General features: G+C 39.9%; 22 protein-coding genes. 6 read left to right on the forward strand and 16 right to left on the reverse strand.

What is annotated here, in order from left to right; translation table 11 throughout:
- Positions 1 to 525: 525 nt before the first annotated feature.
- The 3 genes from ABES03_RS03280 (at position 526) to ABES03_RS03290 (ending at position 1,922) form a co-directional block, all read left to right on the forward strand.
- Positions 526 to 1,095, forward strand: a complete 570-nt coding sequence (locus tag ABES03_RS03280) for a CBO0543 family protein (protein ID WP_430115095.1) — start codon at positions 526 to 528, stop codon at positions 1,093 to 1,095.
- Positions 1,096 to 1,216: 121 nt separating this feature from the next.
- The gene (locus ABES03_RS03285) at positions 1,217 to 1,342 is read left to right on the forward strand and encodes a hypothetical protein (protein WP_430115097.1); all 126 of its coding nucleotides are present in this window, start codon (positions 1,217 to 1,219) and stop codon (positions 1,340 to 1,342) included.
- Between the two features lie 64 nt (positions 1,343 to 1,406).
- Positions 1,407 to 1,922 carry a type 1 glutamine amidotransferase domain-containing protein gene (locus ABES03_RS03290; RefSeq protein WP_430115098.1) on the forward strand — a complete coding sequence of 172 codons (516 nt, stop codon included), beginning with the start codon at positions 1,407 to 1,409 and terminating at the stop codon, positions 1,920 to 1,922.
- 439 nt (positions 1,923 to 2,361) lie between these two features.
- On the opposite strand, the gene wrbA is transcribed toward ABES03_RS03290, so the two are convergent.
- The 5 genes from wrbA to ABES03_RS03315 all read right to left on the reverse strand — a co-directional run bounded on the left by wrbA (position 2,362) and on the right by ABES03_RS03315 (position 5,572).
- Positions 2,362 to 2,973 carry an NAD(P)H:quinone oxidoreductase gene (wrbA, locus tag ABES03_RS03295; protein WP_430115099.1) on the reverse strand — a complete coding sequence of 204 codons (612 nt, stop codon included), beginning with the start codon at positions 2,971 to 2,973 and terminating at the stop codon, positions 2,362 to 2,364.
- Positions 2,974 to 3,072: 99 nt separating this feature from the next.
- Positions 3,073 to 3,684 (reverse strand): alpha/beta hydrolase, encoded by a 612-nt coding sequence (locus ABES03_RS03300; RefSeq protein ID WP_430115101.1) that lies wholly within the window; start codon positions 3,682 to 3,684, stop codon positions 3,073 to 3,075.
- Between the two features lie 30 nt (positions 3,685 to 3,714).
- On the reverse strand, positions 3,715 to 4,653 hold the full coding sequence (locus ABES03_RS03305) for a ring-cleaving dioxygenase (protein WP_430115103.1): 939 nt from the start codon (positions 4,651 to 4,653) through the stop codon (positions 3,715 to 3,717).
- 38 nt (positions 4,654 to 4,691) lie between these two features.
- Positions 4,692 to 5,090 (reverse strand): DoxX family protein, encoded by a 399-nt coding sequence (locus tag ABES03_RS03310; protein ID WP_430115105.1) that lies wholly within the window; start codon positions 5,088 to 5,090, stop codon positions 4,692 to 4,694.
- Positions 5,091 to 5,149: 59 nt separating this feature from the next.
- On the reverse strand, positions 5,150 to 5,572 hold the full coding sequence (locus tag ABES03_RS03315) for a MarR family winged helix-turn-helix transcriptional regulator (RefSeq protein WP_430115107.1): 423 nt from the start codon (positions 5,570 to 5,572) through the stop codon (positions 5,150 to 5,152).
- Between the two features lie 311 nt (positions 5,573 to 5,883).
- Here ABES03_RS03315 and ABES03_RS03320 point away from each other — a divergent pair, with 311 nt between their 5' ends.
- Positions 5,884 to 6,750 carry an alpha/beta fold hydrolase gene (locus tag ABES03_RS03320; RefSeq protein ID WP_430115109.1) on the forward strand — a complete coding sequence of 289 codons (867 nt, stop codon included), beginning with the start codon at positions 5,884 to 5,886 and terminating at the stop codon, positions 6,748 to 6,750.
- A gap of 19 nt (positions 6,751 to 6,769) precedes the next feature.
- Here the strand turns inward: ABES03_RS03320 and ABES03_RS03325 are convergent, their stop codons facing one another.
- From ABES03_RS03325 to ABES03_RS03360, 8 genes are all read right to left on the reverse strand, one after another.
- Positions 6,770 to 7,489 (reverse strand): DUF4386 domain-containing protein, encoded by a 720-nt coding sequence (locus ABES03_RS03325; protein ID WP_430115111.1) that lies wholly within the window; start codon positions 7,487 to 7,489, stop codon positions 6,770 to 6,772.
- A 59-nt stretch (positions 7,490 to 7,548) separates the two neighbouring features.
- Complete coding sequence (locus ABES03_RS03330) at positions 7,549 to 7,773, reverse strand: helix-turn-helix transcriptional regulator (RefSeq protein WP_430115112.1); 225 nt, start codon at positions 7,771 to 7,773, stop codon at positions 7,549 to 7,551.
- Between the two features lies 1 nt (position 7,774).
- Positions 7,775 to 8,221 carry a hypothetical protein gene (locus tag ABES03_RS03335; RefSeq protein ID WP_430115113.1) on the reverse strand — a complete coding sequence of 149 codons (447 nt, stop codon included), beginning with the start codon at positions 8,219 to 8,221 and terminating at the stop codon, positions 7,775 to 7,777.
- A gap of 396 nt (positions 8,222 to 8,617) precedes the next feature.
- Complete coding sequence (locus ABES03_RS03340; RefSeq protein WP_430115115.1) at positions 8,618 to 8,884, reverse strand: hypothetical protein; 267 nt, start codon at positions 8,882 to 8,884, stop codon at positions 8,618 to 8,620.
- 123 nt (positions 8,885 to 9,007) lie between these two features.
- Complete coding sequence (locus tag ABES03_RS03345) at positions 9,008 to 9,481, reverse strand: methylated-DNA--[protein]-cysteine S-methyltransferase (RefSeq protein WP_430115118.1); 474 nt, start codon at positions 9,479 to 9,481, stop codon at positions 9,008 to 9,010.
- Positions 9,474 to 10,358, reverse strand: coding sequence for a DNA-3-methyladenine glycosylase family protein (locus ABES03_RS03350; RefSeq protein ID WP_430115120.1), 885 nt, complete (start codon positions 10,356 to 10,358; stop codon positions 9,474 to 9,476). Before ABES03_RS03350 ends, ABES03_RS03345 begins: the two co-directional genes overlap by 8 nt.
- Positions 10,351 to 10,929 (reverse strand): bifunctional transcriptional activator/DNA repair enzyme AdaA, encoded by a 579-nt coding sequence (locus ABES03_RS03355; protein ID WP_430115122.1) that lies wholly within the window; start codon positions 10,927 to 10,929, stop codon positions 10,351 to 10,353. The genes ABES03_RS03350 and ABES03_RS03355 overlap by 8 nt, the downstream gene beginning before the upstream one ends.
- A gap of 164 nt (positions 10,930 to 11,093) precedes the next feature.
- On the reverse strand, positions 11,094 to 11,597 hold the full coding sequence (locus ABES03_RS03360; RefSeq protein WP_430115187.1) for a hypothetical protein: 504 nt from the start codon (positions 11,595 to 11,597) through the stop codon (positions 11,094 to 11,096).
- A 323-nt stretch (positions 11,598 to 11,920) separates the two neighbouring features.
- Between ABES03_RS03360 and ABES03_RS03365 the strand changes: the two genes are divergently transcribed.
- On the forward strand, positions 11,921 to 12,412 hold the full coding sequence (locus ABES03_RS03365; protein WP_430115124.1) for a hypothetical protein: 492 nt from the start codon (positions 11,921 to 11,923) through the stop codon (positions 12,410 to 12,412).
- Between the two features lie 120 nt (positions 12,413 to 12,532).
- Here the strand turns inward: ABES03_RS03365 and ABES03_RS03370 are convergent, their stop codons facing one another.
- Both ABES03_RS03370 and ABES03_RS03375 read right to left on the reverse strand, forming a co-directional pair.
- Positions 12,533 to 12,961, reverse strand: coding sequence for an SRPBCC family protein (locus ABES03_RS03370; protein ID WP_430115126.1), 429 nt, complete (start codon positions 12,959 to 12,961; stop codon positions 12,533 to 12,535).
- 58 nt (positions 12,962 to 13,019) lie between these two features.
- Positions 13,020 to 13,316, reverse strand: a complete 297-nt coding sequence (locus ABES03_RS03375) for a hypothetical protein (RefSeq protein ID WP_430115128.1) — start codon at positions 13,314 to 13,316, stop codon at positions 13,020 to 13,022.
- Between the two features lie 119 nt (positions 13,317 to 13,435).
- On the opposite strand from ABES03_RS03375, the gene ABES03_RS03380 reads away from it, so the two are divergent.
- Entirely contained in the window at positions 13,436 to 14,548 is a 1,113-nt protein-coding gene (locus ABES03_RS03380; protein ID WP_430115129.1) for a site-2 protease family protein, read from the forward strand.
- Between the two features lie 59 nt (positions 14,549 to 14,607).
- Here ABES03_RS03380 and ABES03_RS03385 read toward each other — a convergent pair whose 3' ends face one another.
- A complete protein-coding gene (locus ABES03_RS03385) occupies positions 14,608 to 16,086 on the reverse strand; it encodes a SulP family inorganic anion transporter (RefSeq protein WP_430115131.1) in 1,479 nt (492 codons plus the stop codon).
- Positions 16,087 to 16,321 lie beyond the last annotated feature (235 nt).

Raw genomic sequence — 16,321 nt, forward strand, 5'->3', positions numbered from 1 at the left:
AACCTTAACTGTTTCCCATTTTATTGGAGGAACCTTAAGATAACCTTAAGAAAGTTAACATTCCCTTTTTGGGCCTTCTTATTGACTGAGGGGCGGGTTGGATTCGGACACAATTGTCATTAGAATTCTTCCACTCTGTCCAAATCCACCCTCTATTCGGACACGACTGGCCTGGAATCCTTCCACTCTGTCCGAATCCACCCTCTTTTCGGACACGACTGGCCTGGAATCCTTCCACTCTGTCCGAATCCACCCTCTATTCGGACACGACTGGCCTGGAATCCTTCCACTCTGTCCGAATCCACCCTCTTTTCGGACACGCCCCGCCTGGAATCCTTCCAATCTGTCTGAATCCACCCTCTATTCGGACACGACCCGCCTGGAAATCCTCGACTCTGTCCAAATCCACCACCTCCGATTAGGACTTGATAGCCCTAGGAACATGTTTTTAAAGTAACACTGTATAAAAGAGTATATAGCTGAAAAAAATACCATTATTAATGTTTCTTAGGAGAGATCATACGCATGGCATATGAGGAAGGACTCGCTCAATCAGAAAAAGCCTATCACCAGTTAACTGAGGTCAGTTCGTTATTTGCAAAAGCTGTGAAAGAAGATTTTTTTTGGACATGGCAATGGTGGTTTGGTTTGGCATTGTTTATCGTCCCATGGATTGTTTGGTTCCTATTCCGGGAGAAGAATAGTACGGGACGTCTGCTTTTAGGAGGCTTATTGTCCGTCATTTTGTCACTTACCATCGATCTTGCTGCCCTATCTCTTGGGCTCTGGTCTTACCCAATGACAATCATCCCTCTAGCCCCTTTTCTATTTTTACCGTATCACTATTCTCTAGCACCCGTTGGGGTTATGTTCGCTCTACAAATCAAGCCAAAAATGAATCCCTTATTAAAAGGAGCTATATTCTCTGCCCTTGCTGCTTTTGGAGCGATGAAGTTCTTCGACGCAATCGGCTTTTATGACCCAAAACATTGGTCCTCTTTTTATGATTTTATTATTTTTCTAATCCTTTACTTTACAGCTTATTGGGTTACAAATATGGAGAGCTTTTCTAAATTAGATAAGGGCCCAAGCTAAGAAGCATATGTTTGCTTCTTTTTATTTTTCTAACTATTAGAGGAATTGCTAGGCATGCATCCAATCATATCTAGGTGAATATTCATAGTCTACTGTGACATGACATGAAAGGATGATATAAATGTATTATTACATACTATATCACCACTACCATCCGTGGTATAAACCTATGGTCGTTCCCATTATTCCTCCACCGCCGGTTCCACCAGCTGCAGTTACCTACCGGAACTTTTTCGTTCCTTATTAGCCCGTTTCAACCGAGGTAGAGAAGGGTACCTTATTCAAGAGACTTGGATAAGGAGTGAATGAATATGGGTAAAAAAATCGCTGTTGTCGTAACTGATCATTTTGAGGACTCCGAATATACAGATCCGGTGCAGTCCTTCAAAGAAAAGGGCCATACGATTACCGCAATCGAAATGGAGAAGGATAAAACAGTGAAGGGAAAGCAGGGACAGAGTGAAATCGTCATTGATGCAAGCATTGATGATGTCTCTCCTGAGGATTTTGATGCCCTCTTCATTCCAGGTGGATTTTCACCGGATATTCTTCGTGCTGACAAGCGTTTTGTCCTCTTCGCCAAAGCATTTATGGATACTAAAAAACCTGTCTTAGCCATTTGCCACGGACCCCAACTGCTTATCACAGCTGAAACGCTTCAAGGGCGTGATGTAACAGGGTATAAATCTATTCATGTAGATTTAAAGAATGCGGGCGGTCATTTGCATGACAAAGAAGTAGTCGTGTGCCAGAATCAGCTAGTCACCAGTAGACAGCCCGATGATATACCAGCCTTTGTCGAAGAGAGTTTGCGAATATTAGGCTAGCAAAAAGGCAGTGGGATGTTCCCTCTGCCTTTTTTAAGTGATATTCATACTTTTATCGTTTGATTCAATGAGAATTCTACAAAAATAAGAAGGAATTCTACAAAATTTTAATTAATTCTACAAAATCGGAGAAGTATTCTACAAAGTTTGGAAATAAATTTCCAATTTAACCTTAAAAGAACAAATTCACAGAGGAATTCTACAAAATTGAGAGTGAATTCTACAAAATTTCAACTTATTCTACAAAACCAAAGATGAATTCTACAAAATTTGGAAATTATTTTCCAATGCAGACTACCAAGTTAAAAGGAGCCCCATTCATGATTTCTGAAATAATTTAGTTGGTAACAAATGTATTTTCCCTTTTAGATAGAAGTCATAATTGGTTCACCAGATAACAAAAAGCTAATCGACCATCGTCAATTAGCTTTTCTACCCTTTATTGATTTGCTTTTTTTACCCATTCTGCAACTGTAACTGTACGTTTCGCTTGGTGTTTAACTGCAGCCTGAACATCTTCGATCATCTTTCCATCTTGCCCCACGGTAACGCTTGTTCCATAAGGGTTTCCACCTGCCCCGAAGGTTACAGGATCTGTATAACCAGGAGCGGCAACGATTGCACCCCAGTGATACATCGTCGTATAAAGCGATAATATAGTCGCCTCTTGTCCGCCATGTGAATTTTGTGCTGAGGTCATCGCACTTACAACCTTATTCACGAGTTTTCCATTAAACCAAAGACCGCCAGTTGTATCAAGGAATTGCTTCATTTGTGAAGGCATATTACCAAATCTAGTAGGCACACTGAAAATGATTGCATCTGCCCATTCTAAGTCTTCCAATTTAACCTCTGGTACATCATTTGTTGCTTCAACATGCGCTTTCCAAACAGGATTCCCTTCAATCGCTGATTGTGGCGCAAGTTCTGGAACTTTTACCACTTTTACCTCTGCGCCAACTTCTTTTGCTCCTTCTTCGGCCCATTTTGCTAGTTGATAGTTTGTTCCACCCATGCTGTAATAAACCACTGCTAATTTTACATTTGTCATTTTTCCTGTCTCCTTATCAGATGAATTCCCAAACAATTTGGATAAGAAACCCAATTAAACACACCACCTATTATGTCTTGTTTTTAACATTACATTCTTTTAATTAATAATTACCTTGCGATACCAGTCAGCTGCAGCATCAACCTCTTGGAGGGTTAACTGATGGCCTCTGTTCTCCCAATGAAGTTCCACATTCGCATGAGCCTTTTCTAATAAGGATTGTAGTTCAGTCGATTCCATTGGCGAGCAAATCGGATCATTTGTCCCAGCCGCAATAAACACCGACTTACCTGATAAATCAGGAAGATCGATCCCTTTTCTTGGTACCATTGGGTGATGAAGAATAGCACCCTTTAAGGCGTTTTGATAATGGAACAGTAAGCTTGCAGCTATATTCGCACCGTTTGAGTATCCAATAGCGATTATATTATCTCGGTCGAAACCGTACTTTTCCGCTGCTTCATCTAGAAACGCATTTAATTCTTTTGTTCGAAAAATAAGGTCTTCTATATCGAATACTCCCTCCGCTAATCTTCGGAAAAATCGAGGCATTCCATTTTCTAATACATTTCCTCGAACGCTCAATACAGAAGCTTCATCATCTATTCTTCCTGCCAGAGGCAACAGATCTAACTCATTGCCACCCGTACCATGAAGCAATAATAACGTTGGTTTTGTTAGATTTTTCCCTTTATTGAATATATGTTTCATTATTTATCTCCCTCCAGAACCTTCACATAATCAGTCTAGGTTTCTTACTTTAAATGGTAGCAAAGCTTGTTCAATTTGTGCTCTTTGCGGCTCATACTGTGTTGGCAGCATCAATTTTTCTCCCATTGTTGCTAGGGATTCATCATGAGCAAATCCTGGAGGATCCGTCGCGATTTCAAACAGGATTTCTCCATGCTCTCTAAAGTAAATCGCATTAAAGTAATTTCTATCCCGAACAGCAGTGACACCATAACCATTTTCCGCCACATATTGCTGCCAATCAAGTTGATCCTGATCATCAATAGCCCGCCATGCGATATGGTGAACGGTTCCTACTCCCATTCGCCCACGGCCTATTGGGGTTAATTTAAGGTCAATCACATTCCCAATATCTGCGGTTGAACGATATCGAACAAAGTCTTCTTCTTTACCGATTAATTCAAGTCCCATTACTTTTTCTAATAATTCAGCTGTTTTGTTCGGCTGGGTTGATAGTAGAGTGGCTCCGCCAAAGCCTTTAATAGCCACTTCCGGTGTGACGTCACCAAAGGTCCAATGATTGATTTCTCCTTCTTCTCTTTCAACAATTTCCAAGTGAAGACCGTGTGGATCATCAAATTCCAGATACTGCTCTCCAAAGCGTTCCATGATGGTAAAAGGAACATGGAACTTCTCTAACCTTTTTTTCCAAAATTCAATAGCACCTTTTGGTACAACGTATGATGTGACACCTACTTGGCCGTCTCCAATGGTTCCTTGACGAGCTCCTGCCCATGGAAAAAATGTAATGATGGTTCCAGGCTTCCCACCTTCATTCCCAAAATAAAGGTGATACGTACCTGGATCATCAAAATTCACCGTTTGCTTTACTAAACGCAGTCCCAACACTCCAGCATAAAAATCCACGTTTTCTTGGGGATGCCCCACGATGGCTGTAATATGGTGAATACCCATTGTTTTCTTGCTCATTTTTTACCCCTCCTTATAAAAATTCAATAGTAGTATTTTTAAAAGAAAAATATATCTAGAGCATATTTGCCAGGTCCAATTAATGCGATGCCAATAGCAACTGCCAGTAAAGTTAAGTTAAATTCATATCCATTTGATGTTGCCCATAATCCGTTTGCAGCATGCACTTTTACAATAGCCATGATCATGGTCCCTGCAATCAACAGTGCCGCAAGCGGAGTTAAGAATCCTACAGCAAACAAAATACCACCAATAAGTTCTGCCAGTCCTGCTAGAAGTGCCATCGTTACTCCTGGTTTCATTCCAATAGATTCAAACCAGCCTCCTGTACCTTTTAATCCATAGCCTCCGAACCAGCCAAACAATTTTTGAGCCCCATGACCAATGAATAATACACCAACAACTAAACGAATGATTAGTAAACCAAGATTTATCATTATTATATCCTCCTAAAGTGTTATTTATCTCGAATTCGAGATAAATCTATAAAAAAATACTATTTTTCATTACTTACCTTTTTCAAAAGTTTAACCAATAGCTCAGACTCATTTGAATTTAATGAACCAAACATATGATCAACTAATTCTTGATGTTTCGGCATGATTTCCTCCATCAAGCTATTGCCATTATCAGTTAGAGCTACATGTATGGCTCTCCGATCATTTGGACAAGCACTGCGATTCAACAAGCCTTTCTGTTCCAATCTATCAATAACATAGGTCATAGAACCACTAGAAATTAATATTCTGTGACCAATTTGTTGTATGGTTTGTTTTCCTTTGTTATAAAGCACTTCTAGAACAGAAAATTCCGTAATACTCAGGTTGTATTTTGTCATTTCCAGCTTCATTCTCTCCTGAATTTCTTTTGATGTTTGCATCAATACAAGAAAGGGTAAATTTGTGCATTTTCTGTTCATTCTCTCACCTCCTATTTTATTTTGAATTAAGATATCTTGAACCTGAGATAATAATAAAACTTTTTTACGTTTATGTCAATAGACCGGTTTAAATAAATTAAAGATTTAAGAATGGATTCATTTTTAAGTATATAACAATTCAAATATGTATATGGTGAAAAACCCGCATAGGAAATAGCAAATATAAAAACAAGTATATAAGCAGTGCGTTTCGCAAATCACACTGCTTTTAGCATTTTTAACCACATTTTTATGGTAAAATTAGTAATGAATTTTGTTGAAGATTGTGTTCAAGGAAGTAGGGATGATTTTTGGAACGAAGAATCGAGATATTCTCATCAGAAGGCATTTCAATTGAATATTCCATTATTGGTAGTGGAGAACCCATATTTGTCATGCACGGGGGACATTCAGATTGTAATGAAGAATTTGGGTATAAGGCTTTGGTAGAGAACGGTTTCTCAGTAATCACCCCTTCAAGAGCTGGGTATGGAGAGACTTCTAAAGAAGTTGGAAAAAGCCTTGCAATAGCGTGTGAGTACTATTCGAAGTTAATAAACCATTTAAATATTGAAAAAGTTCACCTACTTGCTATTTCTGCTGGTGGTCCTAGTGGAATTTATTTTGCTTCAAAATATCCACAACTTGTTCGTACACTTACATTGCAATCAGCAGTTACGAAAAGATGGCTTACACCGAAGGATAAAGAATACAAAGCTGCAAGGATTTTATTTCGCCCTAAAGTTGAAAAATATACATGGAGTCTAATTTCTTCTATGAATAATGTTTTCCCGCAGTTTATTTTTAAACAAATGTTTCCTTCATTCAGTAACCTAAAGTATCGTGAAGCGAAAGATAAAATACATAAAGGTGACGTTGAAGCTATTAGAAAAATGAATAATCGTCAACGGTCAGGTTTTGGGTTCTTTATAGACTTAGAACAAGCACATGACATAACGATTGAAGATTTACGAGCAGTTACTTCTCCAACTCTTATTATGCATAGTAAACATGATGGTGCTGTACCTTTAGAACATCCATATTATGCCCATGAAAACATTCCCTCTTCAGAACTTTGTCTACTTGACTCATGGGGTCATTTAATTTGGATTGGTCATTCATCTAATGATGTAGATGAAAACATTATTAAATTTTTAGGAACTTATAAACCATCATAATGGGTGGAGAAAAAATATATTAAACTAGAAGCGCCTGTGCCTTTTTGGCAGATAGGGAAGCAAGTGCAGATTGATTGAATCCTTTCGCGATGAGCCAGACGGCTAAAATCATTTCATTAGCTGCCACTGGTAGCGCCAAAATACCACCCAAAAATGAAACCTGTTCAACCACACCAAACATGACTAACAAGGCACAAATAAAAACAAGAGCTGCCCCTGTCATACCCAGGACTGGTATAAACCTTGGCACGAGCTTGGTTTTATAAAATATATAACTATACATCATTGTATTTATACCGAGCATGAAAAGTGGTCCAAGCATAAATGTCCAATCATGTATGGCTTTTAATACAGTTCCCGAAGCTTGAAAAGAGGCAGTATCCACGGCACCTGCGGCTACAAATTCCCGGCTTAAGGTCAATAGAGAAAGTACGCTGATGACACTAATCGTAATAATAATGGCTTCAAGAAACCTGAAGCATACATGCCAAAGAGCGATCGTTTCATTATACTTTCTTAAAATGGGAAACATGGTCGTTGCCGTACCCACCGCTGATGCGACAAGAATTAACTCCATAAGTGCACCCACTATCACCTGGTTTGCGTGCTCGGAGCCTTTAATCAGATAATCAGGGCCGTTTAGGATCGGATCGTATAAAAGAAGACCGATTACCGCCGTAACGGCCGCCAGTATAAACAGTACTCCCACCAATTTTGCTGCCCTTTTGTTTGTATTCATCTTTATCTCCCCTTTTCTAAATTCATTCAAAAACGGTAAAGCAAAAACAAGCCTAGTTCCTACAGCTTTGTATGGTCACCGTAAAAGAATACCTCTTCCAACGGTAAGTTAAAGGCGTGAGCAATGCGAAAAGCGAGTTCTAGAGATGGGGAGTAGTTTCCCTTTTCGAGAGCCACGATGGTTTGTCTTGTTACGCCCACCTTGTCAGCCAATTGCTGCTGGGTCATTTCATCATGATTGAATCGTAATTTGCGAATGTGATTGCCGACAAGAATTTTACCCATTTTATACTCCTCTCCTATAGTGATAAAGTTTCGTAACGGAGCCGGTCACATCGGAAAGGAACCCTGAAATAATCAGGATTATGAACATCACCTGTGACGGCTGATAAATAACAAGCGAGCCCATTGCAAGTAGAAAGCCGATGATAAACACAAAGAATGAATTTCGGTTTGCTTTCAAATCAATTAACTTATCTAGTTCATCGGCAAATTTCGGTTCCTTTTCTTTAGTTGTTATTCTGAAGACGATGTTAAAAATAATGCTGATTATGATGTGCGCGACTATTGATACCAAAGTTAAGATGAGGACAAAAGAACCCCAATATCGAAAGGTTTCGGTCGACTCCAGACCCCCTCCAGGATGCTGAGGATACATGTATAAGCTATAGGATACGAAAATGAGTATAGCGCTGATTAACGATACAATGCTTTTCTTTTCTTGATAAGTCATAGTTTACACCCCTTGCACTCTAAATTCCAAATTAGGTAAAATTTGTTATACACAATGTAACATGAACTATACATTATGTCAAGTAAACTTTACATAAATGGGCAGTGCTGTCTAATAGGTCAAAGTGAAATTAGTTTAATACTGTATTTTGGGTAGGGGTTGCACCAGGTAAATAGCCTGGTTGTTTGTGTGTTTGGGTGGTGGTGGTTGATATGTTGTTGAAACTGGACGATATCCTTTTGAAATAGGTCGATATCGGGTTCTTGCATCCGAACAAGGACTTTTCGGATAGCCAATCGAGGCAATTTGACAAACCGTAATAAAAAGTGCGTAAATCCTAAGAATTTACGCACCTTTTATCTAACATTCAATTCGTTCAGTCGACCGATAACATAGCTACTTTATATTGAACTTGAACACATATTCAATTCTCCCTGAAGGGGTTCCTATAGATATTTGGCCAACATAATATCCTGGTTCATCAGGCAGTTTTATCGTTTCGATATTCCTTTCTTTTGTATGCTTGGATGTAGATTTAATATCAACAGGTCCCAAGTTTTGCCCATCCTTTGATAAACTAAGCCCCCAATTCCCTATTATTTTATCCCTAGGGGTATTTTCGTCTTGAACTTCCCAAGTTTCTCCATAGCTATCCTGTCCCAATCAGGGGCTCATTCAGACAGCTTTCTTCTTCCCCATAGCTATCTTGTCCGAATCAAGGACTCATTTAGACAGCTTTCCTCTTCCCCATAGTCATCTTGTCCGAATCAATTGGTGAACAAAATCCTATTGATTAAAAGTCCTCTTCTCATGCTGCAAAAGCCATTCTTTTCTCCAGAGCCCTCCCGCATAGCCTGTCAACTTTCCATTTGAGCCAATGATTCGATGGCAAGGGATCACGATGCTCAACTTATTTTTTCCATTGGCACTTCCCACTGCTCGGATGGCCTTATCGTTTCCCATTGAAACAGCGATGTCTTTGTAAGATGCCGTACCACCAAACGGAACACCTTTCAAAGTTTCCCATACCTTTTGCTGAAATGGCGTTCCATCAACGATACAAGGAAAAGTAAACGTCTGCCGCTCCCCCCTAAAATATTCATCCAGTTCACTATTAGCATCCTCTAACACTTTAGGCGTATCAGACTTCCTCACATTTAAGGGACTGTCCCTTTCAGTAAACAAAATAGAAAGAACTCCTTCATTCGTCGCTACTATTTCAACCACTCCAATTGGAGATGGGTAATCCAATTTATACATATAAAGACCTCCATAGATAGAACACCGAGTAAGCTTCCCAGCCTTTCCAGCCCGCCGCCATTACTTTCAATTCAACCAAGGTAGGCTTTCGCTCAAGCCCTAACTGGATTTTTACTGCATTGTGAAGACCCACATCTGTAATGGGAAACGCTGCCCTTTGGTGAAGGCATTTCATCATCACATAATCTGCTGTCCAAGAACCAATGCCTCTTAATTTAGTCAAATAAACATGGATTTGTTGATAGTCCTCCATCCTAAGGAGATCTTCCTTCGATAGTTCCTCATTCACCATAGCTCGAGAAACACCGATCACATATTCAGCCTTTCTGGCCGTGAATTGAAGCTCTCGTAAAGCATCTGCGTCTATTTCTGCGATCCGACTAAAAGTAGGATATAACCAGTAGGTTTCTCCTTCAAAGGTCAAACTTTCGCCAAACCGTTCCACAAACCGTTTCCTTAAGGTGTAAGCAAAGGTCAGATTGATTTGCTGCCCCATGATCGCCCATGTAAGAGCCTCGAACAAATCCGGTATACCAATCATGCGCAATCCTCTATATTTACTTACGACTCGGTGCAACATCTGATCTTTCTGTGCTATTTCATAAAATCCTGCTAAATCCTGGTCCAAATCAAACCAATCCACTACATACTTCGCGGCCATTTTTTGAGCACCCAAAGCGGGTTCACCCATTGGAAATTCAACCTGAATCGCATCATTCTTGTACCCAATTTTCAATAAAACGAGTTCTTTATCAACCTTAAGCAATTTAAATACATATCCATCGATTATCTTGTGCAGCAATTCTTGGTCAGACCTGCCTAGAAAAACTAAACATTCCTTAAAGTTAAAGTCTTCTGGGGGATTTATCTCAATCATTGCCGTCAACCCCCTCACTAACCAAATTTCTATATTCACTCGGTGTACACTTTTTCCTCTGTCTAAACACCCTATAAAAATTAGAAGGGCTTTGGAAACCCACTTCATAGCAAATATCCAGGTTCGTCAGTCCTGTGCTTTTAAGCAAAAATGCGGCTTTATCTATTCTTATTTTTTCCAAGTAGGTTCGCGGTGTTTCTAGTGTTTCCTTCTTAAACAGCCTTTCCAAATAGTAGGGACTCACGCCGATATGAGAGGAAATTCCCTCTAAAGTGAGATTCACTTTATAATGCTCAGCAAGGTACACCATCACACTTCGTACAAGTGTTTCGTGTGGGGAATGTTCGGCCTCTGGCTGGCATCTCTTACATGCTCTGTAACCCGCCTGTTCCGCTTCACTCATCACTAAATAGAATTCCACATTCCTTTTCTTCGGCTTTCTGGATCGACAGGAGGGCCTGCAGTAAATCTTGGTTGTTTTCACTGCAGTATAAAAAAGCCCGTCATAGGACCGGTCACAGGCAATGATTTTCTCCCACATTTCGTCAAACGAAAAAGTAAGCTTTGCCATCAGGGAAATTCCCCTTTCTTTGGATCACTCCTTAATTGACTCTTATTTTACAAGAAGTACGGTTTGCATTCATCCTCGATCTTGCTCTTACTGTCTGATTACATTTTATCGTACCAATAGAAAAAGCTGCTAGGATAGCAGCCTTTTCATGTACACACTTTTTATTAGACGCAAGTAAACGATTGGATTTGGCGCAGGCTAATTCCGAAATACATCCATCTAAATCCAGTCCAACGATACCCTGCGACTGAATCTCGGCCAACAAAGATTGGGAAAAACCAGAACTGCTCATTTCCTCTTAGCCATATATACGTAAACCTAAAAAGACACCGTCTAATCCCACCTGGATCAACGGCAAATGCGGTTGCTTGTTGTTGGGGAACATACGAAGGCGGTGGTGTTGTTGGCGGTCCGGATGTTGGGCCTCCTTGGCCCGGTTGCCCGGATGGCCCTTGACCTGGTGGCCCGAATGGCGGCTGAAATCCTCCTCCTTGGCCAGGCGGTCCGAATGGGGGTTGGAAACCTCCTCCTTGACCAGGCGGTCCAAATGGGGGTTGGAAACCTCCTCCTTGACCAGGCGGTCCGAATGGGGGTTGGAAACCCCCTCCTTGACCAGGTTGGCCGAATGGTGGTTGAAACCCGCCAAATTGTCTTTCATCATGAGTAATATAGTGATAATCTACCTGTTGGACTGGAGTTGAATATACATAATCTTGCTGATTATAGGGATTAGGATACATAGAATGCACTCCTTACTTTTTCATCTCCCCTTATCCTATTCCGTAGTCACACGCCTAACAACTTGTTCCCATAGAAATGGGCGTTTGCCTAAAAAGGGGACAGTCCCCCACTTCACTAAAGCGCTAAAGCGACGGGGGACTGTCCCTAAATTTTGTAGGCATCCGCACAGGCATATAGGTTGTCACCCACATATTCCTATATTGGGGGACTATAGGTCCACCGCCTGCCTTAAAGCAATGGAGGGTTGAACATGATAAATTTTTATTCTTTTCATGGGACTGTCACCATGATTAGTGATTTTTATACCGGGCAAACTGGCGAAGGAGAAGGCTGTTATCAATTAATGACTGTAGAAAATGAAGCAGGAACCATCGCAAATTTCGTAGTTTCGCCTACCACTTACTTTGTAGATCATGTAATGGTGGCAGTCGGAGACCGAGTAACGGGATATTATGATGGGAATGCACCTGTACCGCTCATTTACCCACCGCAATATCGAGCACTTGTCATGGTAAAAGATAGTCCATATCAGAATGTAAAAGTAGCCTATTTTGATAGTCAGCTACTGAGTAGTGATGGTCAATTACGATTAAATCTCTCGCCCTATACCCAAATGGTTTTAACCAATGGGCAATCCTTTTCAAAAAGTCCTACGAACCGAGATCTCATTGTTATTTATGGGCCTGCCACGAAAAGCATCCCGGCCCAAACCACGCCATATAGAATAATTGTGTTGTGTTAGAGGTCATTTTAATAAGTCCAAATCAAAGAATGTTGATTCATTCAACTATACAAACAACAATTATTGCTATAAAAAATAAATAAACCAACTCTTAGTTTGAGTTGGTTATTTTTGTTGCAATCAATCTTTCACTATTCCAGCTCTCAGCTTAGTCACATCAAATTCCATATAGGCCTTTAAACAACTTAACATATAGACCCAGCCTTCTTTATTATCAATTAATTTATTGATGAGCTCGTCATCATCCTCTTTGAAGCCTTCTTCGTTCACTTCAATAATGGTACTCCCATTCTCAATCTCGTTTAGTGTGATTGTGACCAGATGATTTTCACCCCACGAGAACACAATTTTCGCATTTTCAATGATTTCCAATACTTTAATAACAACTTCAGCATTGTATTCATCATATCTCAATGTAATAGTCTTCCCTTGTTCCCATCGCTCAGAGCTTGAAGAAAACCAAAAATTCCCGATTTTTGAAGGATCTACAAAGGCTTCAAATACTTCATTTGCTGGCTTAAAGATTTTAAATTTTGTCAGGTTATTCAATTACATCATCCCTCTTTCTCTTTTTTAAAAATCATATAGCTTACTCATCTACAACATCTTAATATCCTTTGGAATGCAACTGTTGAATTGCATAGTTCACATCTTTGTCTTTAACATAAATCTCGTAATGTCTTTGACGATTTCCCCCGAACATAGGTGTGGTGGTTTGATTAAATGAATTTTTGGTCTTATACCGAATCCCGGCCTGCCTTAGTTTACTAATCGCTCGAAAATAACTTTCATCATTAAGGGCAATATATATTGATGTCCAATTTTTATAATATAAATAATTAATCAATCCAAAGAACAATAAAATAGGAACAACAATCATTAAAAATGTAATAAAAACATTCATTATTTTGCCTCCTATTTTAGCAATCTATAATCATTATATCTCATTTTTCTTCCAATTATTTCATGTATAATAGATTTATGGCTTTTACAAACGGGATTGTTTTTAAAGGGGATGTTTGTTTGGAGAAAAAGGTGTTAAATGGCGGCAAGAAAACCACTTGGGGCGTACTTGGGACGATCGTCGCACTACTATTAGGTAAATTAAAATATCTTTTGGTTATCTTTAAGATCCTTAAGGTTCAAACACTCATTAGCATGCTTATCTATCTCGGGACCTATGCGCTGATCTTTGGGTGGAAGTTTGCTGTGGCTCTCGTCTATTTATTGTTCGTGCACGAAATGGGACATCTGTATGCGGCAAAACGGATCAAGCTTTCTGTTAGCCCAGCCATTTTTATCCCTTTTATGGGTGCAGTAATCGGCCTAAAGGAAATGCCCAAAAACGCAAAAGAGGAAGGGTTCGTTGCCTACATGGGTCCATTGTTCGGACTGTTATCCTTTTTGCCTGCCATTCCGTTGTATCTTTTTACACACGAACCCTTCTGGGCACTGCTGATTATTTTAGGCGGGATGATAAATCTCTTTAACCTCATTCCGATTACCCCATTAGATGGCGGGAGAATTGCGGCAGGGATTAGCACGAAGCTATGGGGATTAGGAATCATCTCATTATTGGCTTTTTCCATTATAAATATTAGTTTCATCGGCTTCCTCATTGTCGTTCTAGGATCAACAGAATGGTATAAATTATACAAAAAACAAAAAAGCCTTAACAATGATCTAGCAGAAATACAGGAACTGGAGTACGTCATGGAAAAATTAAAGCAGGGGGGTCTTCCTCTCGATGGAATCCAGGGAATCGTTACTAAGGCCAAATGGAGCATAAAGAACCTTCAAATCACAGAAGCACTTCAAGCCATCAATATGGAAATTGAAAAAAGGAAAAAGGAGCTGTATCTCCAGCAATTAACAGGTTCATATTCTTTAACCGAAGAGTTGCAAACTGACAATCAAGATGGAATGGAAGGTTTGATCAACCGTTTAGAAGAAAAGCTAACCGAGTTTAAAAAAGAGGTTCGCACGACGCAAACCTACTATAAAACCGATAAAAAAACAAAGGTACAATTATTTCTCATTTATATCGGTCTCGTCATCGTACTGGCCCTTAGCTATTATTATGGCAATGAAATTCTCATGAATCATCCGGAAGTACAAAGAGTGATGAATAGATAAAAATTGGGGACAGTCCCCCGGCACTTTAGCGCAACGGGGGACTGTCCCCAAATCTTTTATTAATGCCCCGCGACCTTCTCTAGTCCGCCTGGCTTATTATGAACGGCAATTTTTTCAAGGAGCTTGTTGCTTTCCGTATTAACTCCTTTAAGATTTACTTTAACTCCATTTTGGTGGTACTTAATGACCACCTTATCGATGGCGCCCACAGCTGAGTCATCCCATAGGTGAGCATTGGATAAATCTAATTCAATTTCAGCGACGTTCTCTTTATAATCAAAGCTATTGACGAAGTCTGTGACCGAAGCAAAGAAAAGTTGCCCTGAAACGTGGTACACCTTCTTATGTGAACCTTCTGCTGATAGACTTGTGACCTTCACTTTTGAAATCTTTGCTGCGAAGAAAATCGCACTTAAGATGATACCAATTAAAACACCCTTCGATAAATCATGTGTTTTTATTACCGTCGAGACAGTGACAACCATAACAAGTGTGTCCGTAACTGGCACCTTCTTAAAGGATTTTAAGCAAGACCAATCAAAGGTACCAATCGATACCATGAACATAACCCCGACAAGGGCTGCCATTGGAATCTGCACGAGGAAGCCTTTTAACGAAACGATTAAGGTCATTAGAAATACACCGGCTACCAGCGTAGACAGTCGTCCACGTCCACCGGATTTCACATTAATTACCGATTGGCCGATCATCGCACATCCAGCCATACCGCCAAAGAAAGCAGAAACAATGTTCGCGATCCCTTGTCCACGTGCTTCTTTATTCTTATCACTTTGCGTATCTGTCATGTCATCCACGATTGAAGCCGTTAATAATGATTCCACTAGACCCACGATAGCGATAGATAAAGAATATGGAAAAATAATTTGGAGTGTCTCAAAGTTTAATGGAATATCCGGAATCATGAATATAGGCAGCTTTGATGTTAATTCACCCATATCCCCTACCGTACGTACATCACTTCCTGTAAAAATAGAAATTGCCGTGATCACGAGAATAGCCACTAATGGTGATGGGACCGCTTTTGTAAAACGAGGCAGAATATAAATGATTGCAAGAGCACCCGCAACCATCGCATACATTTGCCATGATTCGCCCACAAAATGAGGCAACTGTGCCGTGAAAATTAAAATGGCAAGCGCATTAACAAACCCAGTCATAACCGAACGCGGAACAAATTTCATCAAACGACCGAGCTTTAACACACCCATAATAATTTGGATCACACCTGTTAACACTGTGGCTGCAAGTAAATACTGCAAACCATGGTCTTTCACCAATGTCACCATCAATAAAGCAGTTGCACCTGTAGCAGCTGAAATCATCCCAGGTCTTCCACCGACAAAAGCAGTCGTAACGGCGATACAGAAGGAAGCGTATAGCCCGATCATTGGATCTACCCCGGCAATAATAGAGAAAGCAATCGCTTCTGGAATTAAAGCCATAGCCACCACAATCCCTGCCAACACATCTCCCTTGATGTTTCCAAACCATTCATATTTAATTGTATTTAAATTCAAATCTAGCACCTCTCCCTTTGTTTTGTTTTTATTTAATTGACTTTCAACTCTCATGAAAGTCGGGGCCGTTGATAACAGAACATAGTATAAAGGAATGTGACAAATTTGTGAAACCTAATGTAAGCGGACACACTTTACCTTAACTTTGATTTCCTTCTATTTTCTTTGTTTTTCAATAAAACATCTAAAATTTTACTGGGAGTTACATCCATAATAAAAAGACCCATTACGGGTC

The sequence above is a fragment of the Neobacillus rhizosphaerae genome (assembly GCF_050477885.1).
Lineage (GTDB): Bacteria > Bacillota > Bacilli > Bacillales > Cytobacillaceae > Neobacillus > Neobacillus rhizosphaerae_A.